The sequence below is a fragment of the Paracoccus alcaliphilus genome (genome assembly GCF_028553725.1).
Classification (GTDB): Bacteria; Pseudomonadota; Alphaproteobacteria; order Rhodobacterales; family Rhodobacteraceae; genus Paracoccus; species Paracoccus alcaliphilus.
Window position 1 is genome coordinate 3,116,948 of record NZ_CP067124.1, and the last position, 26,413, is coordinate 3,143,360.

The 26,413-nt window shown below is 67.2% G+C and carries 20 protein-coding genes; 6 read left to right on the plus strand and 14 right to left on the minus strand.

From position 1 onward, the window contains the following. The first annotated feature begins 82 nt into the window (after window positions 1-82). Both miaA and JHW40_RS16195 read left to right on the plus strand, forming a co-directional pair. Window positions 83-961 (plus strand): tRNA (adenosine(37)-N6)-dimethylallyltransferase MiaA, encoded by an 879-nt coding sequence (gene miaA, locus JHW40_RS16190; protein ID WP_090612213.1) that lies wholly within the window; start codon window positions 83-85, stop codon window positions 959-961. A 172-nt stretch (window positions 962-1,133) separates the two neighbouring features. After that, window positions 1,134-2,060, plus strand: coding sequence for a helix-turn-helix transcriptional regulator (locus JHW40_RS16195; protein ID WP_139208154.1), 927 nt, complete (start codon window positions 1,134-1,136; stop codon window positions 2,058-2,060). Here JHW40_RS16195 and JHW40_RS16200 read toward each other — a convergent pair. From JHW40_RS16200 to JHW40_RS16215, 4 genes are all read right to left on the minus strand, one after another. Continuing rightward, window positions 2,048-2,800: an RlmE family RNA methyltransferase gene (locus JHW40_RS16200; protein WP_090612218.1), complete on the minus strand. Its 753-nt coding sequence runs from the start codon at window positions 2,798-2,800 to the stop codon at window positions 2,048-2,050. The two genes, JHW40_RS16195 and JHW40_RS16200, sit on opposite strands and share 13 nt — an antisense overlap. Before the next feature lie 16 nt (window positions 2,801-2,816). After that, complete coding sequence (locus JHW40_RS16205; RefSeq protein ID WP_090612221.1) at window positions 2,817-3,938, minus strand: Ppx/GppA phosphatase family protein; 1,122 nt, start codon at window positions 3,936-3,938, stop codon at window positions 2,817-2,819. Window positions 3,939-4,024: 86 nt separating this feature from the next. Then, the gene (locus tag JHW40_RS16210; protein ID WP_090612223.1) at window positions 4,025-5,605 is read right to left on the minus strand and encodes an amino acid ABC transporter ATP-binding/permease protein; all 1,581 of its coding nucleotides are present in this window, start codon (window positions 5,603-5,605) and stop codon (window positions 4,025-4,027) included. Continuing rightward, complete coding sequence (locus JHW40_RS16215) at window positions 5,602-7,248, minus strand: ABC transporter ATP-binding protein/permease (RefSeq protein ID WP_090612302.1); 1,647 nt, start codon at window positions 7,246-7,248, stop codon at window positions 5,602-5,604. The genes JHW40_RS16210 and JHW40_RS16215 overlap by 4 nt, the downstream gene beginning before the upstream one ends. Before the next feature lie 99 nt (window positions 7,249-7,347). Here JHW40_RS16215 and JHW40_RS16220 point away from each other — a divergent pair, with 99 nt between their 5' ends. Next, window positions 7,348-8,796 (plus strand): TrkH family potassium uptake protein, encoded by a 1,449-nt coding sequence (locus JHW40_RS16220; RefSeq protein ID WP_090612304.1) that lies wholly within the window; start codon window positions 7,348-7,350, stop codon window positions 8,794-8,796. Here JHW40_RS16220 and JHW40_RS16225 read toward each other — a convergent pair. Next, the gene (locus JHW40_RS16225) at window positions 8,793-10,286 is read right to left on the minus strand and encodes a peptidoglycan-binding protein (protein WP_244519188.1); all 1,494 of its coding nucleotides are present in this window, start codon (window positions 10,284-10,286) and stop codon (window positions 8,793-8,795) included. The genes JHW40_RS16220 and JHW40_RS16225 overlap by 4 nt on opposite strands. A gap of 118 nt (window positions 10,287-10,404) precedes the next feature. On the opposite strand from JHW40_RS16225, the gene JHW40_RS16230 reads away from it, so the two are divergent. Genes JHW40_RS16230 through glyS form a run of 3 tightly spaced genes read left to right on the plus strand, consistent with a single transcriptional unit; the run spans window position 10,405 to window position 14,176 of the window. Then, window positions 10,405-11,346: a glycine--tRNA ligase subunit alpha gene (locus JHW40_RS16230; RefSeq protein WP_090612225.1), complete on the plus strand. Its 942-nt coding sequence runs from the start codon at window positions 10,405-10,407 to the stop codon at window positions 11,344-11,346. Next, window positions 11,343-11,816 (plus strand): DUF6446 family protein, encoded by a 474-nt coding sequence (locus JHW40_RS16235; protein WP_244519189.1) that lies wholly within the window; start codon window positions 11,343-11,345, stop codon window positions 11,814-11,816. The genes JHW40_RS16230 and JHW40_RS16235 overlap by 4 nt, the downstream gene beginning before the upstream one ends. Beyond that, window positions 11,816-14,176: a glycine--tRNA ligase subunit beta gene (gene glyS / locus JHW40_RS16240; protein WP_090612227.1), complete on the plus strand. Its 2,361-nt coding sequence runs from the start codon at window positions 11,816-11,818 to the stop codon at window positions 14,174-14,176. Before JHW40_RS16235 ends, glyS begins: the two co-directional genes overlap by 1 nt. Window positions 14,177-14,261: 85 nt before the next feature. Here the strand turns inward: glyS and hflX are convergent, their stop codons facing one another. From hflX to dusB, 9 genes are all read right to left on the minus strand, one after another. Next, window positions 14,262-15,587: a GTPase HflX gene (gene hflX / locus JHW40_RS16245; protein WP_090612230.1), complete on the minus strand. Its 1,326-nt coding sequence runs from the start codon at window positions 15,585-15,587 to the stop codon at window positions 14,262-14,264. Further along, a complete protein-coding gene (hfq, locus tag JHW40_RS16250; RefSeq protein WP_020949330.1) occupies window positions 15,588-15,821 on the minus strand; it encodes an RNA chaperone Hfq in 234 nt (77 codons plus the stop codon). A 137-nt stretch (window positions 15,822-15,958) separates the two neighbouring features. Continuing rightward, window positions 15,959-17,569 (minus strand): potassium transporter TrkG, encoded by a 1,611-nt coding sequence (locus tag JHW40_RS16255; RefSeq protein WP_090612232.1) that lies wholly within the window; start codon window positions 17,567-17,569, stop codon window positions 15,959-15,961. Between the two features lie 11 nt (window positions 17,570-17,580). Next, on the minus strand, window positions 17,581-18,957 hold the full coding sequence (gene trkA, locus JHW40_RS16260) for a Trk system potassium transporter TrkA (protein WP_090612234.1): 1,377 nt from the start codon (window positions 18,955-18,957) through the stop codon (window positions 17,581-17,583). Between the two features lie 76 nt (window positions 18,958-19,033). After that, a complete protein-coding gene (ntrX, locus tag JHW40_RS16265; RefSeq protein WP_090612237.1) occupies window positions 19,034-20,425 on the minus strand; it encodes a nitrogen assimilation response regulator NtrX in 1,392 nt (463 codons plus the stop codon). Then, window positions 20,422-22,686 carry a sensor histidine kinase NtrY-like gene (locus JHW40_RS16270; protein ID WP_090612240.1) on the minus strand — a complete coding sequence of 755 codons (2,265 nt, stop codon included), beginning with the start codon at window positions 22,684-22,686 and terminating at the stop codon, window positions 20,422-20,424. Before JHW40_RS16270 ends, ntrX begins: the two co-directional genes overlap by 4 nt. Window positions 22,687-22,761: 75 nt before the next feature. Continuing rightward, window positions 22,762-24,216: a response regulator gene (locus tag JHW40_RS16275; RefSeq protein WP_090612242.1), complete on the minus strand. Its 1,455-nt coding sequence runs from the start codon at window positions 24,214-24,216 to the stop codon at window positions 22,762-22,764. Window positions 24,217-24,227: 11 nt separating this feature from the next. Continuing rightward, the gene (locus JHW40_RS16280) at window positions 24,228-25,370 is read right to left on the minus strand and encodes a two-component system sensor histidine kinase NtrB (RefSeq protein WP_090612245.1); all 1,143 of its coding nucleotides are present in this window, start codon (window positions 25,368-25,370) and stop codon (window positions 24,228-24,230) included. Continuing rightward, window positions 25,367-26,401 (minus strand): tRNA dihydrouridine synthase DusB, encoded by a 1,035-nt coding sequence (gene dusB, locus JHW40_RS16285; protein ID WP_090612248.1) that lies wholly within the window; start codon window positions 26,399-26,401, stop codon window positions 25,367-25,369. The genes JHW40_RS16280 and dusB overlap by 4 nt, the downstream gene beginning before the upstream one ends. Between the last annotated feature and the right edge of the window lie 12 nt (window positions 26,402-26,413).

The window sequence follows — 26,413 nt, forward strand, 5'->3', positions numbered from 1 at the left end:
GTTCCTTCCTGAACGGCACCGTCGCTTTCATTGTCGCGCAAAATGTCGCAAAAGGCGCGCAGGTTCAACTGTATGGAAAACCATGAGCGGCCCCGTCCTGTCCCTGATCGACGCATCCCGCCATTTACTGATCGCAGGCCCCACCGCCAGCGGCAAATCGGCGCTGGCGGCGGCGGTCGCACAATCGCAGGGCGGGCTGATCGTGAATGCCGATGCGTTGCAGGTCTGGTCTTGCTGGCGGGTGCTGACCGCGCGGCCATCGGTTGCCGAGGAAAACGCCCTGCCCCATGCGCTTTATGGCCATGTCGCGCCGGGGCGCGGCTATTCCGTGGGCGACTGGTTGCGGGATGTGGCGGCGCTGACAGGGCAACGGCTGATCGTGGTCGGGGGAACGGGGCTTTACCTGACCTCGCTGACGCAGGGGCTGGCCTGGGTGCCGCCCGTGCCGCCTGAAATCCGGGCCGAGGGCGACGGGCTGCTGGCGGATCAGGACGGCCTTGCGCGGATGGTCTCGGATCTGGACCCCCTGACCCGCGAACGCATCGACCTGCGCAATCCCGCCCGCGTGCAGCGCGCATGGGAGGTTCTGCGCGCCACCGGACGCGGGCTGGCCGAATGGCAGGCCGAGACCCCGCCGCCGCTGATCGCCCCCGCCGATTGCCAGCGCATCCTGCTGACCGCCGATCGCGACTGGCTGGCCGACCGGATCGCGCGGCGCTTTCACGCGATGATGCGGATGGGCGCGCTGGACGAGGTGCGGCAGATGCTGCCGCATTGGGACCCGCGCCAGCAATGGGCCCGCGCCATCGGAGCGCCGGAACTGGTCGCGCATCTGCGTGGCGAAACCGATCTGGCCGCTGCGACCGAGGCCGCGATCATCGCCACGCGCCAATATGCGAAATCCCAGCGCATCTGGTTCCGGGGCCGGATGAAAGACTGGTTGCAATGGCCGGTAAGCTGATACTGGTTTACTCTACCTTGACGCGAATCAATCGGGATTTTTAACTGCATTAAGCCTCGCTTAATGATTGGCAGGCTATAAGTCGGTTTGTCGGTTCTCCTGTCGGGTCAGGCTCATGTCGGTGTTTTCGCGTAATGATTGGCAAGACAATTTCCCCTTCACGCGCAGTATCTTGCGCGACGTCTCCGGCCAGACTGCGACGCCGCGCGGAATCGGTGTCCTTGCCAGGGCGGGAATCAATGAGGGCGGGATCCTTGACGGCCATGCGCAAATTCCTGCAACAACCCTGACGGGCATTGACCCGGTTCCTGTTTCCACACGCGAAGCCGCCGGGCGGGACGCGATCCGGCTGCTGCCGCTGGAGGGATTCGTCTGGGGCGGCGCCTCCTTGCAACCGCGCACACGATCCGAACATGCGTTGATCTGGGTGACGGATGGGCGGCTGCGACTGGACCTGCCGCGTCAGCCGGGGATCATGCAGGCGGGCGATCTGCGCTGGATTCCAGCGGGGACCGCCTTCGCCGCCACGCCCTTGCAGGCGGCCTCTGGCCATGTGCTGCTGATCCGCCCCGAACAGATGCGCGATCTGGCCCCGCGCTACCAAATCGCGGCCTCGACCGGCAGGCATGGGCCGCAAATGCTGACCGTTCTGCGCAATCTGGAGCAGGCGGCGCGTCAGGGCGCGGCGCTGACGCGGCAGTTGGACCTGCTGATGCGGGTGATCGGCGAAATGCCACCCTCGCACCCCGACTCGGCCCCCGACCTGACGCGCAGCAGCGGTGCCGGGCTGGTGGAACGGTTCGAGGGGTTGGCGCAAGGCGCCTTCGGCCCGACCGTGACGGTGGCCGATCTGGCGCGGATGCTGGGTTGCGGCACAGCGGCACTGGACCGGGCGGCGCTGGATCATCGCGGCAAGCGCGCGGTGGACATCCTGAACGACATCCGCCTGCGGCAGGCGATCACCCTGCTGCGCGAAACCCGGTTAAGCGTGACGCAGATCGCCGCCGACACCGGATTCGCCAGCCACGCCCATTTCGCCCGCGTCCTTTGCGCGGCAACGGGCCGCCGCCCCGAGACGTTCCGCAATCAGCCCGGTTGATCGTCACCCTTTTCCGGGCGGCCACGAAAACCGGTGGCGACGACAAATTTCTCGGACGAATCGCTGCGGCTGGCCGGGGGTTTCACATTCGCGACCTTGGTGAAGTTGCGCTTCAGCAGCGCCTGCATATCGGTTTCGGCCCCGCCTGCCAGCACCTTGGCGACAAAGGTTCCGCCCGGCTCCAGCACGTCAAAGGCCAGCGCGGCAGCCGCCTCGACCAGCGCCACGATGCGCAAATGGTCGGTGCCCTTGTGGCCCGAGGATGCCGCCGCCATGTCCGACATCACCACATCGGCCGGGCCGCCCAGCCATTGCTTGACCTGTTCGTCGGCCCCTTCGGACAGGAAATCCAGCTGGTGGATCTCGGCGCCGGAAATCGGATCGACCGGTTGCAGATCAACGCCCAGCACCTTGCCCACCGCCTTGCCGGATTTCTCGCCCAGGGCGTTCACGCGTTCCACGGCCACCTGACACCAGCCGCCCGGCGCGCAGCCCAGATCGACGACCCGAGCACCCGGCACCAGAAAGCGGTATTTGTCATCCAGTTCAAGGATCTTGAAGGCCGCACGCCCGCGATACCCCTCGCGCCGGGCCCGCGCCACATAGGGGTCGTTCAACTGCCGTTCCAACCACAGCGTGCTGGACAGCTTGCGCCCCTTGGCGGTCTTGACCCGCACCCGCAGATCGCGCTGGCCGCGCCCGCTGGTCTTTCCCGCACGGCTTCCCGGTGCTTTCGTCATCGCCGGTCCTTCACTGTCATGCCACTCCGTTCATCCCGTCCGGGGTCAACACCCCGTCGCGCACCATCTGCGCATATAGCAGCCCTTCGCGCAGACCGCGATCCGCAACCGACAGCCGTCTGGTCGGCCAGACCCGCATCAGCGTCTGCAGGATCGCCACGCCCGACATGATCAGCGCATGGCGTTCGCGCCCGATGCGGGGATCGGCACGCCGCCCGTCCGGCCCCAGCGCCAGATAGGAATGGATCACCCGGTCGATCTGCTCGGTCGTCATGGTCATGCCGTCCACCTTGGTCCGGTCATAGCGGCGCAGGCCCAGATGGCTGGCCGCGACCGTCGTCACCGTCCCCGAGGTACCGATGATCTGGAACCCCTCGTCGGGTGATCCGTCGGCATAGGGGGCGAAATCCGCCAGCAATTCCTCGAAATACCAGCTCATCAACGCGAAACGGCCCTGATCGTCCTCGACATCGGCGAACTGGTCGCGCAGCGTCGCCACGCCCAGCGGGACGCTGATCCAGTCCACCACCCGCGCATCGCCCGGCCGTGGATTGCCGAAGCCGTTCGACAGCCGCATGATCGCCCGCGAGCGCTCTTTGGGTTCGACATCCTCAAGGTCGATCCACACCAGCTCGGTCGAGCCGCCGCCGATATCGACCACCAGCAATGTCTCGGTCTTGTGATTGACCAGCGGCGCGCAAGAGATCACCGCCAGACGCGCCTCTTCCTCGGCGCCGATGATCTCGATCGGCAGGCCGGTCTCTCGCCGGATCGTGCGCATGAAATCGCGGCTGTTGCGGGCGCGGCGGCAGGCTTCGGTCGCCACCAGCCGCATATGCGGCACGCGGTGCTGTTCCAGCTTGCGCCGGCAGACCTGCAATGCGTGAACGGTACGCGCCATCGAACTGCGGGACAGGCGTCCCGAAGCCTCCAGCCCATGACCAAGCTGAACAGGCTTGGAAAAGCTGTCAATGACCTGAAACTGACTGCCACGCGGTCGCGCAATCAGCATCCGGCACGAATTGGTGCCGAGATCCAGCGCCGCATAGAGCGGCGCCTCCTCGGTTTGGCGGGTGATGGATGGCTCTACCGGCTTTTTCGGGAACGCGTCCACACCCGCAGGACGCTTGGGCGCCATCGTATACGCCCTCCGATCTCAAGTTGAATTCAACGTAACCTGCCGCCCGGTCCCGTTCAAGTCCTGCTCCTCTTACCTGCCGGGCGTTACAGCGCGACGATGCGGTCGGCCATGCGTCTTTCGGCCTGCCGATGGGCGGCGGTCAGGATCGCGGCGTCGGGCAGCCAGTCGCGGATACCGGCCAGCACCCGTTCGGCGGTGGCGGCGTCCAGACCCTCGGTCGGCTCGTCCAGCAGCAGGATATCCGGGCGACGGATCAGAACACGCGCCAGCGCCAGCCGCCGCGCCTGTCCGCCCGAAAGGCCCGATCCACCCTCGCCCAACCGGAGATCCAGCGGCAGATCCAGCGCGACATGGCGCAGCACCGCGCCCATCATCACATCATCGGCATCGGGCGCGGCCAAGGCCAGCGCATCGCGCAAACTGCCCGCCAGCAGCGCCGGGCGCTGGGGAAGATAGCCGACCTCTCCGCCCACCTGCACCTGCCCCGAGACCGGCGCGACCAGTCCCGCGATGGTGTTCAGCACCACGCTTTTGCCGCGCCCGCTGGCCCCGGTCAGGGCGACGGTCTCTCGCGGCGCAACCTCCAGCGTCAGGTCGCGAACCACCGGCGGCAGGCCGGGCAATGCGGCGGCCGTCAGCCCCTGCAACCGCAAACCCGGACGGGTTGCCGTGGCCGGCGCGGGCCGTTCGTGGGACATCTGCAACAGCGGCACCACCCGGCGCGCCGCGTCACGCATCCGTCCCAGTTCCGCCGCGCCACGCTGAAGCGCGCCGGTCAGTTCCCCCATCGCCAGCGCCACAAAGACCGCCAGCCCGGCCTGCGCCGCCCCGATCCGCCCTTGCAGCACCAGATCGCCCGCCAGCCACAGCGCCCCGGCCAGCACCAGCGCCGACAACGCCTGCAACAGCACCTGCGCGCGATGCTCGATCCTTGCCTGCGCCATCTGGGCGCGGCGCGCATCGGCGTCCAGCGCCAGCAACTCGGCCCCTGCGTCCTCCAGCCTGCCCGCAACCGCCAGAACCGGACGCCCGCGCAACCGGTCGATGGTGGCGGAACGCAGCGCCTGATGCCGCGCCTCGGCCTCGGCAGCCGGGATCATCGCGGCGCGGCCCGACCAGATCAGCACCGCCAGCGCGCCGGTCAGCGACAGGCCCACAACCCAAAAGGCCACGCCCGGACCGACCCACAGCCACAGCGCCGCGAATGACAGCGCGCAGGCGATCAGCCCCGACAGCGCCGGAAAGACCAGCCGAATCGCCAGCCCGTCCAGCGCGTCGATATCGGCGGTCAGCCGGTTCAGCGCCTCGCCACCCCGCAGCCGCGATTGCTGGGCGAAATCCGCCTGCGACAGCCCGTCCAGCACCCGCACCCGCAGCGCGGCCAGCGCCTTCAGCGTCGCATCATGGGTCAGCAGCCGCTCGCCATAGCGGCTGGCGGTGCGGGTGATGGCCAGAAACCTGATCCCGGCCGAGGGGCGGAACACGTCGAAATGCGCCCCAAGTCCTGCCGCTCCGGCGATCCCGGCGGCGGTGATGAACCAGCCCGACAGGCCCAGCAACGCGACCCCCGACAGCGCCACCGCGACGCCAAGCGCCAGCCCTCGGCGCATCTCGCGCGGATGGGCGGCGCGAATCACGCGCCATATCTGGCGAAGCGGGCTCATGGTGCAACCTCGATCCGGCGCGGCAGGGCAGCGATCAGGCGCGGGTCATGGCTGGCGGCGATCAGTGTAGCGCCTTGCCCGTGCAGCGCCAGCAGCGCGGCAATCACCGCCCCGGCGGTCGCGTCATCCAGATCGGCGGTCGGCTCATCGGCCAGCACCAGCGGGGCATGGCGCAGCGCGACACGGGCGATGGTCAGCCGCCGCGCCTCTCCACCCGAGACCCCGGCGCCGTTTTCGCCCAGTCGCGTCTCCAGCCCCTCGGGCAGACGCGCGACCAGCGGCGCGGCCTGCGCCAGATCCAGCGCGGCGCGGATGTCATCATCGCTGCAATCCCGCCCCAGCGTCAGGTTCTGCCGCAGGCTGAGGTCCAGAAAATGCACCCGTTGCGAAACCAGCGACAGCCCGGCCCGCCAGCCATCGGCATTCGCGTCACCGATGGGGTGGCCACCCACGCGCAGCGCGCCATCGGAGGGCAGCAGCCCGGCCAGCATCTCGATCAGCGTGGTCTTGCCGCTGCCTGACGGCCCGGTCAGCGCCACGGCCTCGCCCGGCTCCAAGTCGAAGGGCGGCAGGTCACGCCCGCGAAAACGTCCCCCCGCGAATGCGATCGCACCGGTCAGGGGCCGCGCCTGCCGTCCCGCGCCGGGGATGGCGGGCAGCGCCAGCGCCTCGTCCGCGATCAGGTCGCGGGCCACCGCCTGCGCCGAGATGCGGTCATGCCAGGCGGCGGCCAGATCGCGCAGCGGCTGAAAGAAGGCGGGCGCCAGCAGCAGCAGAAACACGCCCTCGGCCAGCGTCAGGCCACCCCATGTGCCGAAATTCAGCGCGCCCAGCAGGGTGAAGCCGACGAAAACCGCCATGATCGCCACACCCAGCGCGGCAAACAGCTCCAACACCGCGCTGGACAGAAAGGCGATGCGCAGCACCGTCATGGTGCGGTCGCGCAGATCGTCGGCGCGGCGGGTGAAATCGGCCAGCATCGCGGGCCGCGCGCGCAGCAGGCGGATATCGACCAGCGCCTGCAACCGGTCCATCAGCAGGGTGTTGAGGCTGGCGATCTCATCCATCTGCCGGGCCGAGGCATCCCGCGCCGCCAGACCCACCAGCGCCATGAACACCGGGATCAGCGGCCCGCTGATCATCAGGACCAGCGCCGCCACCCAAGAGATCACGCCCGAGACCAGCAGGATCAGCAGCGGCACGACCATCACCCGCGCTTTGGCCATATGCCAGCGCAGCAACCACGGCCGCAGCATCGCCAGCTTGTCGGTCAGCAGCGCCGCCACCGCAGCCGAGGCAGGCGCCCCCGCCCCCGGCGCAAGACGCAGGTTGCGCGCCAGCAACGGCGCGCGCGTGGCGGCAATGACGTGATCGGCGGCGGTTTCCGCCAGCCTTGATGCCCGCAACGACAACAGCGCCCGCGCCAGCCCCACCGCCGCCACGATCAGCGCCGCCGCGCCAAGGCCGCCCGCCCCGGTCTGCCCATCCGCCAGCCCCGCCAGCGACCAGGCCAAAGCGCCCGCCTGCACCAGCCACAGCGCCTCGGCGAAAGCGGCGCATCCGGCGCTGATCCGCAACCGCCGCCGCTGCGGGGCGGCCAGCGCACGCAGGCGCGCGGCGATCTGGGGGCGGTCGGGTTCCATGCCGCCTTCCATGCCGGGCTTTCGCCGCCCGGGTCAATGCGCCCCGGCGTCGCGCCGCGCCCGCTTGACGGCGGCAATCCGGCGCGGCAAGCAATGGCCATGATCGACATTCGTCCGGTGGCCCATCCGATTGGCAAGATCGTCGCCGCTTTGGGCGCGTCGATGCTGTTGCCGGTCGCGGTGGACTGGTGGCACGGCAGCCCGCACTGGCAGGTGTTTTTCGAAACCGGGATGCTGACCTTCATCGCCGGGGTGCTGCTGGCCGTCGCCACCGGCGGGGCCGAGCGGTCGATGACCATCCGGCAGGCGTTCCTGTTCACCTCGGCGCTGTGGCTGGTGGTGCCGGTCTTTGGCGCCCTGCCCTTCGTTCTGGGTCAGCCCCATGCCAGCCTGACCGACGCCTATTTCGAGGCCATGTCAGGCGTCAGCACCACCGGTGCGACCGCCTTTCCGGAACTGGACGGGCTGCCGCGCGGCGTGCATCTGTGGCGTGTCATGCTGCACTGGATGGGCGGGCTGGGGATCGTCGTCGTGGCGATGGTGTTTTTGCCCGCGATGCGCGTCGGCGGGATGCAGTTCTTCCGCTCGGAAGGTTTCGACACGATGGGAAAGATCCTGCCCCGCGCCAGCGAAATCGCCGGAGAGGTCGCGCGGCTTTACCTGATCCTGACCGCGGCCTGCATGCTGACCTTCATCCTGCTGGGCATGAACGGGTTCGACGCGGTGGTGCAGGCGCTGTCCACCGTCTCGACCGGGGGGTTCTCCAACCGCGACGCCAGCTTCGCTGCCTTCAGCGGGGCACCGGAATGGGCGGCGGCGGGCTTCATGGTGCTGGCCTCGATCCCCTTCATCCGCATGGTGCAGGCGATGCGCGGCCAGTTCGGGCCGATCTGGCAGGACGGCCAGATCCGCGCCTATCTGCGCTGGATGGTCTATGCCTGTGCGGCGGTGTTTCTCTATCGGCTGCTGGACGAAGCGCCTGACAGCCTGACCGGGATGCTGCGCGAAACGGTGTTCAACACGGTGTCGATCTTTTCGGGCACCGGTTTCGCCTCGGCCGATGTCAGCGCATGGGGGCAGTTTCCGCTGGCGGTGCTGTTTCTGTGCGGGCTGATCGGCGGCTGCACCGGATCGACCAGTTGTTCGGTCAAGGTGTTCCGCTGGCTGGTGCTGTTGCAGGCGGTGCGGGCGCAGATCCGGCGGATGCAACTGCCGCATCGCGTCTATCCGCTGCGTTTTGCCGGGCGGGTGCTGGAAAAGGACGTGATCGATTCGGTGATCGCCTTCTTTACCCTGTTCATGCTGACCTTCGGGCTGCTGATCGTCGCGCTGTCGCTGACCGGGCTGCATCCGCGCACGGCCCTGACCGCCGCCTGGACCTCGATCGCCAATATCGGCCCGGTCTGGGGCCCCGAGATCACTGGCAACGGTTCGGTGGCCCAACTGCCCGGCGCCGCCAAATGGCTGATGATCGCCGGGATGTATCTGGGCCGGTTGGAGCTGATCGCGGTCCTTGTGATCCTGCTGCCGCGGTTCTGGCGCGGCTAGGGCTGCGTCGTATCGTCAGCGGGGCTGGCCGGAGCCGTCGCCTGCGCGTCGTTCTGCGCCGGGGCAAAGCGCGACAGACTGTCGCTGAGTTCGGCGGCGACGCGGGCCTGATCCTCGGCAGCACTGGCCGCCCAGATCAGCACGAAGCCTTCGGCCCGGCCGTCGCGCACCCAGCCCTCGGCATGGCCGATATGGTCGGCGTTTTGCCCCTCCAGCAGCGCGTGCCCTTGCGAAATGCTGCGTTCGGGCTGCGGCACCCAGCCAAGCGCGGTCACAAGCCCGGTCATGTCCAGCAATTCCTGCTGGCCGCCCGGCTGGCTGAACAGGATCAGCGCCGCGCCCGAATCGTTCTTCGGCCCATAGATCGCCAATGAGCGTTCGTTGCGGTTGAATTCCAGCACATCCAGCGGCGCGATCGCCGACAGGCCGGTGTAATCGTCGCGCAATTCGGTCAGCCCCATCTCTTGCCGCCATTCGGCGCGGCGTTCGATCAGCAGCCGCATCGCCGTGCCCGCATCGGGCGACAGCCGCAGATTGGCGACCTCGGCGGCGATGGCGGCGCGGGTCTGCGGGCCGGTCTTGCCGTCGATAGCACCGTCGTAATGCCCTGCCCAACGCAGGGCGCGCTGGATATCCTCCAGCGGCGGCATCTCTTGCGTCTCGCCCGGTGCGGGCAGGGCCAGATCGGGGCCGGTCTCCAGCGCCTCGCCCATCTCTGCCGCGTCCGAGGTGAAGGCATCGCGCGGCACCTGTCCCGCCTCGCGGAAGGCCGCCAGCCACGCATTGGCCGTCGCGTCCTCCAGCGGGCCAAGCGCAATGGCAAAGCGCCCGCCGGGGATCCGCCACAGCGACGCCTCGGGGAAGGTCTGGCGCCATTCGGCCAGCGCGGATTCGGCCTCGGCTTGCCCGGCAAGGGTTTGCAGACGGATATGCGTGCCGGGCGCGGATGGCTGCGGATCGGGTTCCGGTTCGGCCACCGCGCCGCCCGGCCCCCGCCCCGTTACCGTTTCCTCGACCGAGCCCGGCTGATCCTCGGCCCGGCCATCGATCACGATGTCATCGCCGGACAGCAGGCTGCCGCCGCCCTCGCCCGCCGCCGCACCAGCCGCAAGTGACGCATTGCCCGACCCGCCCGTATCGGCGCCATCAGACGTGTCAGACTGCGCATCCGCCGCCAGCGGGGTCAGTTCCACGCCTTCGGGGACCGACACGAAACTGTCGGCAGGAATGGCATTCGCGGCCTTCAACTCGGCCAGACGGGCATTCGCCTCTGCGGGGTCCAGCGGCCCCAGCGCGATGCCGAACCAGCCGCGCGCCATCGGAAATGTCACCACATCGTCGAATTGCCGCCCCCAGTTCGCGGCGGCCTCGGCGGCGGCCTCTGCGCCGCGCTTGGCCTCGATCCGGATCACCGCATCCTGCGCATGACCGGCCAGCGGCCATCCCGCCACGAATGCCATCGCCAGACCCGCCCTTACCGCTCGCCGCATTCCGGTCTCCTTTTTCGTCCTCGTTATCCGCCCCGTCGGCCGGGCTTTATTGACCCTGTCCGGCACCACGCCTAGAAGGCGCGAGAGCTTTGCCTGATCTATGCAAAAGGATGGCCCGATGACCAGCCCCAACCGACCCCGCAGCTTTCAGGAGGTGATCCTGCGCCTGCAAACCTATTGGGCCGCGCAGGGCTGCGCCGTGCTGCAACCCTATGACATGGAGGTCGGCGCGGGCACCTTCCATCCCGCGACCACGCTGCGGTCGCTTGGGCAGCGGTCCTGGGCTGCGGCCTATGTCCAGCCCTCGCGCCGCCCCACGGATGGCCGCTATGGCGAAAACCCGAACCGGCTTCAGCATTACTATCAGTATCAGGTAATCATCAAACCGTCGCCGCCGAACCTTCAGGAACTGTATCTGGGCAGCCTGAGCGCCATCGGGCTGGACCCGCTGATCCATGACGTGCGCTTTGTCGAGGATGACTGGGAAAGCCCGACGCTTGGCGCATGGGGGCTGGGATGGGAGGTCTGGTGCGACGGCATGGAAGTCAGCCAGTTCACCTATTTCCAGCAGGTCGGCGGGCATGACTGCCGCCCCGTCTCGGGCGAGCTGACCTATGGGCTCGAACGCCTCGCCATGTATGTGCTGGGCGTGGAACATGTGATGGACATGCCCTTCAACGATCCCGACGCGCCCATTCCGCTGACCTATGGCGACGTGTTCCGCCAGACCGAGCAGGAATATTCGCGCTGGAATTTCGATCAGGCCGATACCGACATGCTGTTCCAGCATTTCAGGGATGCCGAGGCCGAATGCGCCCGCATCCTTGCCGCCGATCCGACCGACAGCGCCGGGCGGCATATCCCGATGGCCCATCCCGCCTATGACCAGTGCATCAAGGCAAGCCATATCTTCAACCTGCTGGACGCGCGCGGCGTGATCTCGGTCACCGAACGCCAGGCCTATATCGGCCGGGTCCGCGCATTGGCCAAGGCCTGCGCCGATCTGTTCGTGACCACCGAGGCGGCACAGGTCCAGACCGGCAAGGGGCAAGCGGCGTGAACGGCAAGATCGTCGGTATCGTGCTGGGCGCGGCCATGCTGATCGCCGGTGGCGGCATGTGGTATCTGCAGGAATATTACTTCTATGACCGCATCCCCGCCGACAGCCCCACCGCCGCGCTGGCGGTGACGACCGCGACCGGCAGCGATGCGCTGACCATCTCGGACTTTCAGGGGATCGACGCCGACAGTTCTCCGCTGCGGTGGCGGGCCTGCGCGACGGTTCAGGACATCCCGGCGGATCTGACCCCCTATCCCGATGCGACGCCACTGATCGGGCCGCGCTGGTTCGATTGCTTCGACGCCCGCCAGATCGGCGCCGACCTCGAATCCGGCGCGGCGCAGGCGGTGCTGGGCCAGACCGATATCCGCCCCGACGTGGATCGCGTCTTTGCCATCTATCCCGACGGCCGCATCTTCGGCTGGCACCAATATAGCGAAAAGAACCCGGAACGCGGAGTAATGGACTGATGCCCGATTTGCTGATCGAACTTTTCAGCGAGGAAATCCCCGCCCGGATGCAATCGCGTGCCCGCGACGACCTGAAACGCCTTGTGACCGATGGTCTGGTCGAGGCCGGGCTGACCTATGCCTCGGCCGGTGCGTTCAGCACCCCCCGCCGCCTGACCCTGACCATCGAGGGACTGACCGCCCACAGCCCGACCACCCGCGAGGAACGCAAGGGCCCACGAACCGACGCCCCCGAAAAGGCGCTGGATGGCTTTCTGCGCAGCACTGGCCTGACCCGCGCCCAGCTTGAGGCACGCGACGACAAGAAGGGTCAGGTCTGGTTCGCCACCATCGAAAAGCCCGGCCGCCCCGCCGCCGGGATCGTGGCCGAGGTGCTGGAAACGACGATCCGCAATTTCCCCTGGCCCAAATCCATGCGCTGGGGCGCGGGCTCTCTGCGCTGGGTGCGCCCGCTGCATTCCATCATCTGCCTCTTGTCCGACGAATCCGGCGCGGCCATCGTGCCGCTGACCATCGAGGGCATCACCGCAGGCGACAGCACGCGCGGCCATCGCTTCATGGCCCCCGATGCCTTCACCGTCACGGGTTTCAGCGACTACGCCGCAAAACTGCGCCGCGCCCGCGTCATGCTTGACCCGGCCGAGCGCGAATCCGCCATCCACCAGCAGGCCGACAACCTCGCCTTCGCGCGCGGCTGGGAAATCGTCCCCGACGATGGATTGCTGGCCGAGGTCGCGGGTCTGGTCGAATGGCCGGTGCCGCTGATGGGTGTGATCGAAGAGCGTTTCCTCGACCTGCCGCCCGAGGTGCTGCAAACCTCGATGAAAGAGCACCAGAAATTCTTCTCGGCCCGCAACCCAAAGACCGGCCGGATCGAGGGTTTCGTCACCGTCGCCAATATCGAGACCGCCGATGACGGCGCAACGATCCTTGCGGGCAACCAGCGCGTTCTGGCCGCCCGCCTGTCGGACGCCGCCTTCTTCTGGGACAACGACCTGCGCGAGGCGAAGGCGGGAATGGAGACCTGGGCCGACGGCCTGAAATCCGTGACCTTCCACAACAAGCTCGGCTCGCAGGCCGACCGGATCGCCCGCATCGCCGCACTGGCCCGCGAAATCGCCCCACTGGTCGGCGCCGATGCCGATCAGGCCGAACAGGCCGCGCGTCTGGCCAAACTGGACCTGCGGTCTGCGATGGTCGGCGAATTTCCCGAACTTCAAGGCATCATGGGCCGCTATTATGCGCTGGCGGCAAACCACCCCGAACCCGTGGCCGACGCCGCCCGCGACCACTATTCCCCGCTCGGCCCCTCGGACGAGGTGCCCACCGCACCGGTTTCCGTGGCCGTCGCGCTGGCCGACAAGCTCGACACGCTGACCGGCTTCTGGGCGATTGATGAAAAGCCCACGGGATCGAAGGATCCCTTTGCGTTAAGGCGGGCAGCGTTGGGCGTTATTCGGTTGGTGCAGTCCTCGAACACACCTATTCCTCTTATACCGATAGTGTACGAGGCTTATCTAGCATGTCTCGCACAGGAACAGGCACGCACTGATAAAACCCTATTTATATGCGCTTATTCGACAACGGAAAATGAGCAATTTGTTCACGCTGCATCGGTTGATGGCTTACGGTTTTCGGGTAAGGGGGTTCGAAAGCATTTAAGCGAAGAGTCCGGGAGCCAATGGCTTCTTACAAACCTCGATTGGGATGATCCGGTTAAGGCTTTCACTAACAACAGATCAGAAAACGTCGAGTTTCCAAATTTCAGCACCTACACGGCTAGCGTAGAAGGCTCCCAACTTGAAGCTACCTATCCTTCATTGAATAATATTGTCGGAGGTGTCCTCTCCTTCCTCCACGACCGCCTCAAGGTCCACCTCCGCGACCAGGGCATCCGCCACGACATCATCGACGCCGTCCTTGCCCAACCCGGCAATGACGACCTCGTCCTCGTGGTAAACCGCGCCACCGCCCTCAACGACATGCTGCAAACCGAGGATGGAAAAAACCTCACCCAGGGCCTCAAACGCGCCGGAAACATCCTGTCGCAGGCCGAGGAAAAGGACGGCGTCGAATACAGCTTCGGTGCAGATGCGAAATTCGCCGACACCGACGAGGAACGCGCCCTTTTCGCCGCCCTCGACACTGCGGACCCGGCGATCCGACAGGCCATCGCGGACGAGGACTTCCCCGCCGCCATGAGCGCCATCGCCGCCCTGCGCACCCCTATCGACGCCTTTTTCGAGGCGGTTCAGGTCAACAGCGACAACCAGATCCAGCGCCGCAATCGCCTGAACCTGCTCTCACGCATCCGCGAAGCAGGCCGCCAGATCGCCGATTTCACCCGTATCGAGGGCTGACCAACCGCCCCATCTCTGGTGTGCAAATATCCTGCAGGGGGGTCCGGGGGGACGCAAAGTCTCCCCGGCAATCGCGGGACGCAATTCACTCGCTGTCCAGCGCCTCGAAGCCCGCCTTCTGCCGCGCCGTCCAGCGCAGATGCAGGATCAATCCCTTCTCGCCGGTCTCCTCACGCTCGACCACGCCGGCCTCGTGCAGCCAGGCGCGCCGCCGGCCATCGGCGAAATCCAGCGCCACCATGGCCGCCTCGCGCGGCTCGTCAAGGGCACGGGACAGGTGGGCGTCGATGGCTAGGACCAGATCGTCCAGCCCCTCGCCGCTCAGCGCACTCAGCGCCTGAACGCCCTCGGAACGGGCATCGGTGCGGCGCAGGGCGGCGCGGGTTTCGGGCGACAGCGCGTCGATCTTGTTCCAGACCTCGATCAGTTCGACATCCTCATCGACGCCCAGACCTTCAAGGATTTCGGCCACGTCGGCGGCCTGCTCTTCGGTCTCGGGATGGCTGATGTCGCGGACATGCAGGATCAGATCGGCAGAGAGAACCTCTTCCAGCGTGGCGCGGAAGGCCGCGACCAGTTCCGTCGGCAGGTCAGAGATGAACCCCACCGTATCGGACAGGATGATCCGGCGCCCTTGCCCGCCACCGCCCATATCGGGCAGGCGGACGGCACGCATGGTCGGGTCCAGCGTCGCGAACAGCATGTCCTTGGCCAGCACATCGGCCCCGGTCAGGCGGTTGAACAGCGTCGATTTCCCGGCATTGGTATAGCCCACCAGCGCCACGATCGGATAGGGCACCTTGGCACGGGCGGCGCGATGCAGGCTGCGGGTCTTGACCACGCGCCCCAGCTGACGGCGCAGGCGGACCATCTGGTCGTCGATGGCGCGGCGGTCGGCCTCGATCTGGGTCTCGCCGGGGCCGCCCACGAAACCCAGCCCGCCGCGCTGGCGTTCAAGGTGGGTCCATGCCCGCACCAGCCGCGTGCGCTGATAGGACAGCGCCGCCAGTTCCACCTGCAACACGCCTTCACGCGTGCGGGCGCGGTCGGCAAAGATTTCGAGGATCAGCCCGGTCCGGTCCAGAAGCTTGACGTCCCAGTCCTTTTCCAGATTACGCTGCTGCACGGGCGATACCGGGCCGTCGATCAGCACCAGATCGACCTCGGCATCCTGCAACCGCTGGCCGATCTCGGCCAGCTTGCCCTTGCCGAACAGCCGCCCGGCATCGGGGCTGCGCAGCCGCACCACTTCGGTACCCACGATCTCGATCCCCGGCAGGGCATGGGCCAGCGCCACCGCCTCGGCCAGCGCATGTTCAGGCGCACGCCGCTGATTGCGGTTCGAGCCCAGATCGGGGTGGATCACCCAGGCACGGGCCGCCAGTTCCTCGGTCGAGGTCGGCTCGGCCAATCAGTCCTCACCTTCATAGAGGCTGATCGGCTGGCCCGGCATGATCGTGCTGATCGCGTGTTTATAGACCAGCTGCGACTGCCCGTCGCGGCGCAGCAGCACGCAGAAATTGTCGAACCATGTGATGACGCCCTGCAACTTGACGCCGTTGATGAGGAAGATCGTGACCGGAACCTTCGCCTTGCGGACATGGTTCAGGAAGGCGTCCTGAAGGTTTTGCTTATCACCAGCCATCGTTCATTCCCAAGCATGTTCTTATAGGTTGTTACAAAACATCTAGGCCAGCAAGCCATCCCATGCAAGACACCGCAAACGCCAAACCGGGCAGTTTGCCCGGATAGATGGCCGCATGGCAACTGCGGCCCCATGTCCTAGCGCCGCCAGAAATCCGGCGACATCAGCGCAAGGATCGCCAGGGTTTCGACCCGGCCAAGGATCATCGCCAGCGCCAGCACGGTCTTGCTGGCCCTGGGCAGGCCCGACCAGCCCTCCCACGGGGCCGAGGCGATGCCGGCGCTGGTCTCGAAAACCGGGGTCAGGGCGATGGCGCTGGCCAGTTGCCCGGTATTGGTCAGCGCCGCGACCGACAGCACCGTCGCCGACTCGATGCCCACCCGCTGCAATGAGATCAGCAGCATCGTGCCCGCCAGCGACAGCGCGAACAGCATGAAGAAGATGAAGGCCAGAAACGCGCCCTCGCGCCGCAATCTGCGCGCCATCGGCCCCCCGCCTGATACGGCGCTGGGGTGGATGATGCGGTTCATCTCGCGCTCTCCGTGCCGGGCCAGCGCATAGACCCGCATCAGCTTGACCCCGCCCGCCGTGGTCGCCACCCCGCCGCCCATCATCGCCAGCCCCGCCAGCATCAGGCCCGGCGCCTCCAGCCCCGACCATATCCGCACGCCATGCCATTCCAGCGCGCCCCACCCCGTCGTCGTCAGATAGCTGAGCGCGTTGAACGCCGCCGCCCAGATCACCGACAGCGTATCGGACAGCCCGCCCGTCACCGCGTCGGGCGCCTCGATGATCCAGATGAAATGGCGCGCGAACAGCACCAGCACCACCAGCGCGACAAGGCCTGTTGCCATGCGCAGTTCAGGATCGTCGCGCAGGCGCTGCGTCACCTGCAATTCCGCGCCGCCCGGCCAGAAGCGGCGCGACAACGCGGGCAGCAGGAACAGCATCACCGCGGCCTCTCCGGGCAGGCCCGAGGCCGCGCCCAAAGGTCCGCCCACTGGCGAGATCCCGCTGGTGGACAATGTGCCCATCGCCCGCATCAGCGCCACCAGCCCCGGATCGCCCAGCATCAGCAGCAGCACCCAAAGCGCCAGCGTCAGCCCGGCATAGGCGGGCGCCACCGCCGCACCCGCCCGCAGCAGCCGCCACGAGGGATCGGAAAAGCGGGTGTGGAATTCGGGCGCCGACAGATGCGTCAACCGGTCCACCGGATCGGTCAGCCCGGCCACGTCGCGCGGCAGATCGGGGCGGTCCTGAGGGGCCGAGATCAGCTCGAACCCGCCGATCCGAAGCGGTGCCAGAATGGCCGTGGCCGCCACCAGAATGAAGAACCCGCCCAGCCAGCCGACGATACCGCGCCACAGATGCAGCGACGCAGGCAGCAGATCGGCGGCATAGAGCGACGCCCCGGTCGTCGTCACCGAGGACACCATTTCCCACCATGCGTTGAACAGGCCGGTATCGGGCAGGCTCTGGGCGAAGGGGATGGCAAGGACCACCGGCAGCAGGCCAAAGACCGCGACCATCGTCAGCAGCGCCTCGCGCGGGTGGTTGCGGCGCGGTCGCAGCCCCAGCGCCAGCCCGATCAGCACACAAAGAATCAGCACCAGCACCGCGCAATAGAAGAAGTTGCGCGCGATGGCATGCTGATCCTGTTCCGAGGCATGGGCCGCCGGAATCAGCATCGCCAGCGCCGCAAATGCGGTCAGTGTCAGCGGCATCGGCAGGCGCGACAGCAGACCCATCCCGGCCGCCGTCAGAAGAAGTCGATCGAGACCTGCAACAGGCGCTCGACCTCTGGCACGTCATGGGTCAGGGCAAAGATCAGCACCAGATCGCCCTCTTCGATGCGGGTGTCGGGCTTGGGTTTCACGAAACGCTCGCCCTTCTGGACCGCGCCGACCAGAACGCCCTCGGGGAATTCGATGTCACGGATCGCCCGGCCGGACATCGGCGAGGTGGACAGAACCTGCGCCTCGATCACCTCGGCCTCGGCATCGCCGATGGAATAGATGTCGCGCACCCGCCCATGCCGGATATGGCGCAGGATGGTGGAAACGGTGGTGGCGCGCGGGTTGATATAGGCGTCGATATCCAGCGCCTCGACCAGCGGCACCATGGTCGGGTCGTTGATCAGCGAAATCGCCATGCCCGCGCCCGCCTGCTTGGCGCGGACGGCGGCAAGGATGTTGGTCTTGTCGTCATCGGTCAGCGCCAGAACAGCATCGGTGGTGGCCACGCCGGCCTCTTCCATCAGTTCTGCCGACAGCCCGTCGCCATTCAGCACGATGGTCCGTTCCAGCGTGTCGGCGGCGATCTCGGCGCGTGCGCGGTTGCGCTCGATCAGGCGGGTGCGGATGCGGTCGGGCCGGGCCTCCAGCGCCTGCGCCACGGGCAGCCCGACGCTGCCCGCCCCGATGATCACCACCCGAGAGGTCTTCAGCGCCGGTTTGCCGAAGATTTCCAGCACCCGCGCCACATCATCGGCGTGGCTGAAGATATAGGCCTGATCGCCCGCGAACAGCTGGTCATTCGGTTCGGGCGCGAACAGCCGCCCCTCGCGCCGCACACCGGTGACAATGGCGCGCAGGGTCGGAAAGATCTCGTCCAGCTGCCGCAGGGGCGTGTTCAGCGCCGGGCAGTCCTCTTCCAGCAGGATGCCCAGCAATTGCACCTTGCCACGCATGAACACCTCGGTATCGAAGGTCGAGGGCGCGGCCAGCCGTTGCAGCGCGGATTTCGCGACCTCTCGTTCCGGGCTGATAACGACGTCGATGGGCAGATGGTCGGTGCGGTAAAGATCGGAATAGATCGCCTGAAGATAGGCCGGGCTGCGCAGCCGCGCGATCTTGCGGGGAACCTGAAAGACCGAGTGGGCGACCTGACAGGCGACCATGTTCACCTCGTCGGAATGGGTGGCGGCGATGATCAGGTCGGCATCGCGGGCGCCCGCCCTGTCCAGCACGTCGGGATGGCTGGCAAAACCCGCAACCGCCTGCACATCCAGCGCATCCGCCGCGCGCCGGGTCAGTTCGGGGTTGATGTCGATGACGGTCACGTCGTTGCGCTCGCCCGACAGATGCCGCGCGATCTGCCAGCCGACCTGCCCCGCCCCGCAGATGATGATCTTCATGGCAAACCCCGATCAGCGCATGTCCCAATGCCTATGTCCATGCGCGCCCGTGGGCAATGGGCATGACAAGGCCGGGTCACTTGCCGGTCATCACCTCGTCGTCGTTGCGCATGCCGCCGACCACGCCAAGCGATTTCAGCTTGCGGTGCAGCGCGCTGCGCTCCATGCCGACGAATTGTGCGGTGCGGCTGATATTGCCGCCGAAACGGTTGATCTGGGCCAGCAGGTATTCGCGCTCGAACAGCTCTCGCGCCTCGCGCAGGGCCATTGCGGTGATCTGCGGGCCAAGGCTCAGCGCGTCGCTGTTATCGGGGGTGGCGCCCTGCGGCTCAAGCTCGGCCGGCTGGATCGGGCCGCTGCTTTCGGCCAGGATCAGCACCCGCTCGATCACGTTGCGCAGCTGGCGGATATTGCCGGGCCAGCGCATCGCCTGCAGCGCCGCCACCGTTTCATCGGGCAATTCGCGCAGGGCCAGCCCCTGCAACTGGTGGAACTGCTCGATGAAGTGACGGGCCAGAACCGAGATGTCGTCGCGCCGGTCGGCCAGCGACGGCACCGCCAGAGGCACCACGTTCAGCCGGTCATAAAGCTCTTGCCGGAACCGGCCCGCCGCGATCTCTCCGGGCAGGTCGCGATTGGTCGAAGAGATCACCCGCAGATCGACCCGCACCCGGTCCGAGCCGCCCGCCCGCATGAACTGCTGTTCGGTCAGCACCCGCAGGATCTTGGGTTGCGTGCCCAGAGGCATGTCGCCGACCTCGTCGAAATAGATCACGCCGCCATGAGCCTGCTCCAGCAGGCCGGGCTCGACGCCGCGTTCGGGGGTTTCGCGGCCGAACAGGACCTCTTCCATCCGCTCGGGCTCGATCGCGGCACAAGAGACGGTGATAAAGGGGGCGCCCGCCCGTGGGCTTTGGGCGTGGATATAGCGCGCGGCCAGTTCCTTGCCGCTGCCCGGCTCACCGCTCAGCATCACCCGGCCATTGGACTTGGCCACCTTGTCAAGATTTTCGCGCAACCGCTTGAAAGAGGCCGAATGTCCCAGCATCTCTGCCAGCCGCCCATCGCCACGCCGCAGATTGCTGTTTTCACGCCGCAGGCGGCTGGTTTCCATCGCGCGGTTGATCACCACCATCAACTGGTCGATGTTGAACGGCTTTTCGATGAAGTCATAGGCACCCTGTTTGATCGCGGCGACCGCGATCTCGATATTGCCGTGACCCGAGATGATGATCACCGGCACTTCGGGGTTGTTGCGCTTGACCTGTTTCAGAATGTCGATCCCGTCCATCCGGCTGTCCTTCAGCCAGATATCAAGGATCATCAGCGCCGGCTCCTCGTCGTTCAGCATCGTCACCGCCTCGTCGGAATTGGCAGCGGTGCGGGTTGCGAAACCCTCGTCCTTCAGAATGTCCGCGATCAGTTCGCGGATGTCGCGTTCGTCATCGACGATCAGAATATCGCTCATATCGTGCCTGCCTCGTCTTTTTCGTGTTTCACTTTGCGCCCGACCCCGCGCACCGGATGGCGCTCGCGTGGCAGACGGATTTCGGCCATGGCGCCGGGGCGCTCTGGCGCATCGGTCAGGATCAGGCTGCCGCCATGTTCCTCGACGATCTTCTTGACGATGGGCAGGCCCAGACCGGTGCCATGCGACTTCATCGTCACATAGGGTTCGAACAGACGCGAGCGGTCGGCGGGAAGGCCCGGCCCGTTGTCGATGATGCGGATGGTCACCGTATCATGGTCGGCCTGCATCGTGACCCTGACCTTGCCATCCCAGCCATCAGGCGCTTTTTGCGCGTATTCATCAATGGCTTCTCCGGCATTCTTCAACAGATTGGTAAAGGCCTGCCGCATCATGCCCGCATCGCAATCGACGATGATCGGATCCTCGGGAATCTCGCTCAGCAGCGCGCCCTGCACGGCGTCCTGTTGCAGCAGGACGGATTCGCGCAGCAGCCGCGCCAGATCGGTCTCGGCCCGGTCGGGTTCGGGCATCCGGGCAAAGCGGCTGAACTCGTCCACGATGCGGCGCAGGTCGTTGGTCTGGCGGATGATGACATCGACATATTGATCCAGCGCCGCCTTGTCCTCGGGATCGGCCAGAGGCACGAACTTGCGCCGCAGACGTTCCGCCGACAGCTGGATCGGGGTCAGCGGGTTCTTGATCTCATGCGCGACGCGGCGGGCCACGTCGCCCCATGCCGCCATCCGCTGTGCGCTGACCAGCTCGGTCACATCGTCGAAGGCCACCACATAACCTTCCAGCGCGCCGTCGGTATCGCGCCGCACGGCCATGCGCACCAGCAGGCTTTCCATCCGCCCCTCGCGCATCAGGCGGATCTCGTCCTGCACCGCCTCGGCCACCGAGGCCGACAGCCGGTCGAACAGTGGCGCGAATTCCGGCACCGCCTCGGACAGCAGCGCGTCGATGTCGCGCTTCGGCTCCAGCCCCAGCAGCCGCGTGGCCGAACGGTTGAGGAAGTCGATCTCTCCGGCCGCGTCCAGCCCGATCACGCCCGAAGTAACCGAGGACAGCACATTGTCGAACAGCCGCCGCTGCTCGTCGCTGACGCGATAGCTTTCGACCAGTTCGACCCGCTGCTGTTTCAGCTGCCGGGTCATGTGGTTGAAGGCGCGGCCAAGAGTCTGGATCTCGTCTCCGGTATCGGGTTCGGGAACCTGCACGTCCAGATCGCCCTGACCCACACGCTCGCTGGCCTCGGCCAGCAGGCCGATGGGCTTGGACAGGCGGCTGGCGAACCACAGCCCGGCCCATGTCGCCGCCGCCACCAGCAGCAGCGCAAAGCCCAGATAAACCAGCGAAAACTCGAACAGCACCTGTCCGCGGGTCTGCTCCAGCCGCCGGTAATCGCCCACGGTCGCGCGGGTATCGTCCAGCAATCCCAACAGGTTGCCGTCAACATCTCGGGTAACATAGAGATATCTGTTGGCCAGCGGCGGCAGGGCGACCAGCGCGCGGAAGGCGTTGTTCTGCCAGTCCTCGATCAGCACCAGCCCATCGGTCCGGGCCTGATCCAGCTGCTCGCTGGCCGGGGTGTCATACCAGAACAGATAGCTGCGATCGCCCCGCGCCCGGATCGTGCCCGCGCCATCGACCAGATAGGCCTCGCGCAGCCCGCGCTGGATCTGGGTCTGGCCCTGCACCAGCAGCTGGCGCAAATCGCCGTCCTCGATCAGCGGATTGGTGCGCCCGGCATGGATCAGCACGCCGGCCAGGGCGCGCGCATCCTCGATCAGGTCCTGGCGGTGTTCCTCCTGATAGGCTTCGGCGGCGGCCTGAGAGCTGAGAACCACCTGCTGCACCCGATCCGAGAACCAGCCCTCCAGCCCGATATTGACCAGGAAACCGGCAAAGATCGCCACCAGCACCGTCGGCACCAACGCGATCCCGGCAAAGATGGTGACCAGCCGCCCATGCAGGCGCGAACCGGCATCCTGCTGGCGGCGCGCGGCGATCAGCCGGGCCATGCGCAGCACGACAAAGGCGAACAGCACCATCAGATAGGACAGATCCAGCAGCAGGATCAGCCGCAGCAATTGCGGTTCTGCCCCCCGGCTGACCGGGCCAAGCACCGACAGCGTGGCCGCCGCCAGCGCGGCACCGACGAGGATCATCCCCCACGCCAGAACCGGGCGCCAGTGACGCGCCAACCGGACTCGTGCCAATCTGTCCCAGCTCAGTCCCGTAATCGAGCCTGCCATCACCCACCACCTGCCGTCTTGCGCGGCATCTTCAGGCGGCAACGCGTGTCTTTGTCACCGCTGCCTGTGGCGGTTTTACATCAGTTTGCGCCGTCTGGCCACCTCGATGTTCAGTTCGGTCAGTTTCTTGCGCAGCGTATTGCGGTTGATTCCCAGCAAATCGGCGCAGCGAAGCTGATTTCCACCGGTGGCATCCAGCGCGACCTGCAACAGCGGCCGCTCGATTTCCCGCAGGATGCGGTCATAAAGACCCGGCGGCGGCAGCGCGTCGCCATGCAGGTCGAAATAGCGTTGCAGATGCGCCTCGACCGAATCCGACAGCCGGGCATTGGCGGCGGGCATCACCATCGGCTCGGGCGGCTCGGCCGAGGCGCCGAACGATCCGGCAATGACGCCGCCGGGCAGCGGCACGGGACGCGCGGCACCCTGCTGGTTCAGGGTCTCGCGCATCTCGGCCTCGGTGATGACCGGGCCGGACGCCGTCAGCGCCAGCCTGCGCATGTTGTTTTCCAGTTCCCGCACATTGCCGGGAAAGGGATGGGCGCGCAGCATAGACGCGGCCTCGTCGCCCAGTGTCCGCTCGGGCAGGCCCTGCGCCGCCGCGCGGGCCAGCAGATGCGTGGCCAGCGGCAGGATGTCATCGACCCGCGCCCGCAAGGGCGGCACCGTCACCGTCACCCCCGCCAGCCGGTAATAGAGATCCGAGCGCAGCCGCCCCGAGGCCACATCCGCCTGCGGATCCGGCCCGCTGGTGGACACGACGCGCGGCGCCATCGCCCGGTCGGGGCCGGATTCCATCGCCTCGATCATGCCGATCAGCCGCGCCTGCGCCGCCGCGTCGAAGCCCACCGGGTTTTCGATCAGGATGGTGCCGCCCCGCGCCTTTTCCACCGCGCGCAGCACCGAATCCTCGCCCGCATCGGCCGAGGTCAGGACCGCCAGCCCATGCTCGCGCCGTTCGGACAGGTCGTGGAAGCTGCGGGCGATGGTGGTCTTGCCCACGCCTGCCTCTCCGGCGATCAGCACCGGCAGATCGGCGTTCAGCACCCGTGCCGCCATGCGAAACAGCGCCTGCATGGCGGGGGCGTGACCGATCAGCGGCATGGCCGGATCGGCGGCATCGCGGCTGGCGACAGGCGTATCGGGCGTGGGGTCCGACCGGCGCACCCGCCGCGACAGCGCCTGATTGGCCTTACCCATCAGATCCGGCAGATCGAAGGGTTTGGGCAGGTATTCGAAAGCCTCGGCCTCGGTCGCGCGGATGGCGGTGACGATGGTGTTCTGGGCCGAGATCACGATCACCGGCAGATCGGGCCGCGATGCGCGGATCGCGGGAATGCGGTCGATGCCGTTGCCGTCGGGCATCATCACATCGGTGATGACCAGATCGCCGCGCCCTTCCTCGACCCATTTCGACAGTTGCGCAAGCGAGCCGGTGGCATGAACCCGGCACCCCGCCCGCGTCAGCGCCTGAGTCAGCACGGTTCGGATGGTGCGGTCATCGTCGGCGATCAGAACGGTTCCGTCCATGGGGTCGGTCCTTATGTCTTGGCGGGTGGGAATTTGGGCAGCGAAAGGCGAAACACCGTGCGGCCGGGGCGGCTGTCCACCCGGACCAGCGCGCGATGGTCGGTGATGATCTTGCTGACCAGCGCCAGCCCCAGCCCGGTGCCGTTCTCGCGCCCGGAAACGAAGGGCTCGAACACCTCGTCGGCGATGGCGTCGGGCAGGCCGGGACCGTTATCCTCGATCTCGATCTGCAAGGGCAGCGGGCGGCCCGCAGGGTCGATCGCGTCGGGCGGCAGCCGCAGCATGTGGTCATAGAAGCTGCGCAGCCGGATCGTCGGATGGGGCACGCCGTTCAGCGCCTCGGCGGCGTTCTTGACCAGATTGAGGCAGACCTGTGTCAGCTGATCGCCATCGGCCAGCGCCAGCGGCAGCGAGGGGTCGTAATCCGTCACCAGCATGATGCCGCGCGCAAAGCCCACCCTGGCCGAGCGGCGGACCTGCTCCAGCACGTCATGGATATTCACCGGACCCAGCCGGGGGGCCGAGGTGTCGCCGAAGCGTTCCACCTGATCCAGAAGCGCGACGATGCGACGCGATTCGCTGACGATCATCTCGGCCATCTCGCGATCCTCGGGGGGCGCGCTCATCGCCATCAGCTGCGCCGCACCGCGGATACCGGCCAGCGGGTTCTTGATCTCATGCGCCAGCATCTCGGCCATGCCGATGGCGCTGCGGGCGGCACTGCGCACCTGCCGGTTCTGGCTGGCCAGACCTGCATGATCCTGCGGCACGATCAGGATCATCACCGCAGCCTGCGCGCCTGCCGCCGGTTCCAGCGGTCCGGCATGGACCACGGCCAGCCGCGCCTGATGCCCGCCCACCCGGTCGCCCAGATCAAAGCGGATATCAAGTTGATAAAGCGCCTCGTCCCCGCGCAACACCCGCTGCATCAGCGGCCGCAGCGACGGAGAGATCATCAGCCGCGTCGCCATCTCGTCGCCATCCAGCGCCCGGCCAAGCGTAGAGTTGCGCGACATGTTCAGCCAGACCTCGGCCGCGTCATTCATCGCCGCCACCCGGCCCTCGGCGTCCAGCACCAAGGCCGGCAGCGGCAGCGCATGCCAGCCGGGGCCGGGCTCGATCTGGCGGAAATCTGCGGGGGCCGGGCTGGTCATGCGGCCCGTCCCGCAGGCATGGTCGCCCCGCCCGCTGCATCCGCAAAGGCCCGGCGGATCAGTGCGATGGTGGCGGCAGGGGTATCCGCGCGCAGCATCTCGGCCCGCAGGGGGGCGCCATTGGCGTCGGCATACCAGCCCAGATGCTTGCGCGCGACGCGCAGGCCCAGTTCCTGACCATAGAAGGACAGCATCGCGGTGTAATGTTCCTCGACCAGATCGGCCAGGGCGGCGCCGATGGGAATGGCGGGCGCGGGCGTGCCCCATAATGCGTGCGAGATCGCCGCCAGCCGCCAGGGCGCCCCCTGCGCGCCGCGCCCGACCATCACCGCATCCGCGCCCGATTGCGCCAGCGCCGCGCGGGCGCTGGCCGCATCGACCACATCGCCATTGGCGACCAGAGGCGGACGGCCCGGCAGGTTCGCCACCGCCCGGCCCACCGCCCCGATCGCCGCCCAGTCGGCCCGGCCCTTATAGAATTGCGCCCGGGTCCGGCCATGCACCGTCAGCATCCGCACCCCGGCCTCCGCCGCCCGCCGCGCCAGTTCCGGCGCGTTCAGGCAAGCATCGTCCCAGCCCAGCCGCATCTTCAGCGTCACCGGCACGCTGACCGCGCCCAGCACCGCCTCGATCAGCCGCAGGGCGTGGTCCAGATCGCGCATCAGCGCCGAACCCGACAGCCCCCCCGTGACCTTCTTGGCCGGGCACCCCATATTGATGTCGATGAGACGCGCACCCATCCCTTCGACGATGCGCGCGGTCTCGGCCATCGCCCCGGCCTCTCGCCCGGCGATCTGCACCGAGACCGCCGCGCCTTCGTCCATCAACGCCTTGGCCCGCACCGCCGCGCGGGTCGAGGGGCGCGGCGTCACCATTTCGGTCGAGGCCACCATCTCGCTGACCAGCAGCCCGGCGCCGAAACGCGCAACCATGCGGCGAAACGGCAGATCGGTGATCCCGGCCATCGGCGCAAGAAACACCGGCGGGCCAAGCCGCAGATCGCCAAGGGATATCGGTTCGGGCAGTTTCATATCCTGTTCCTT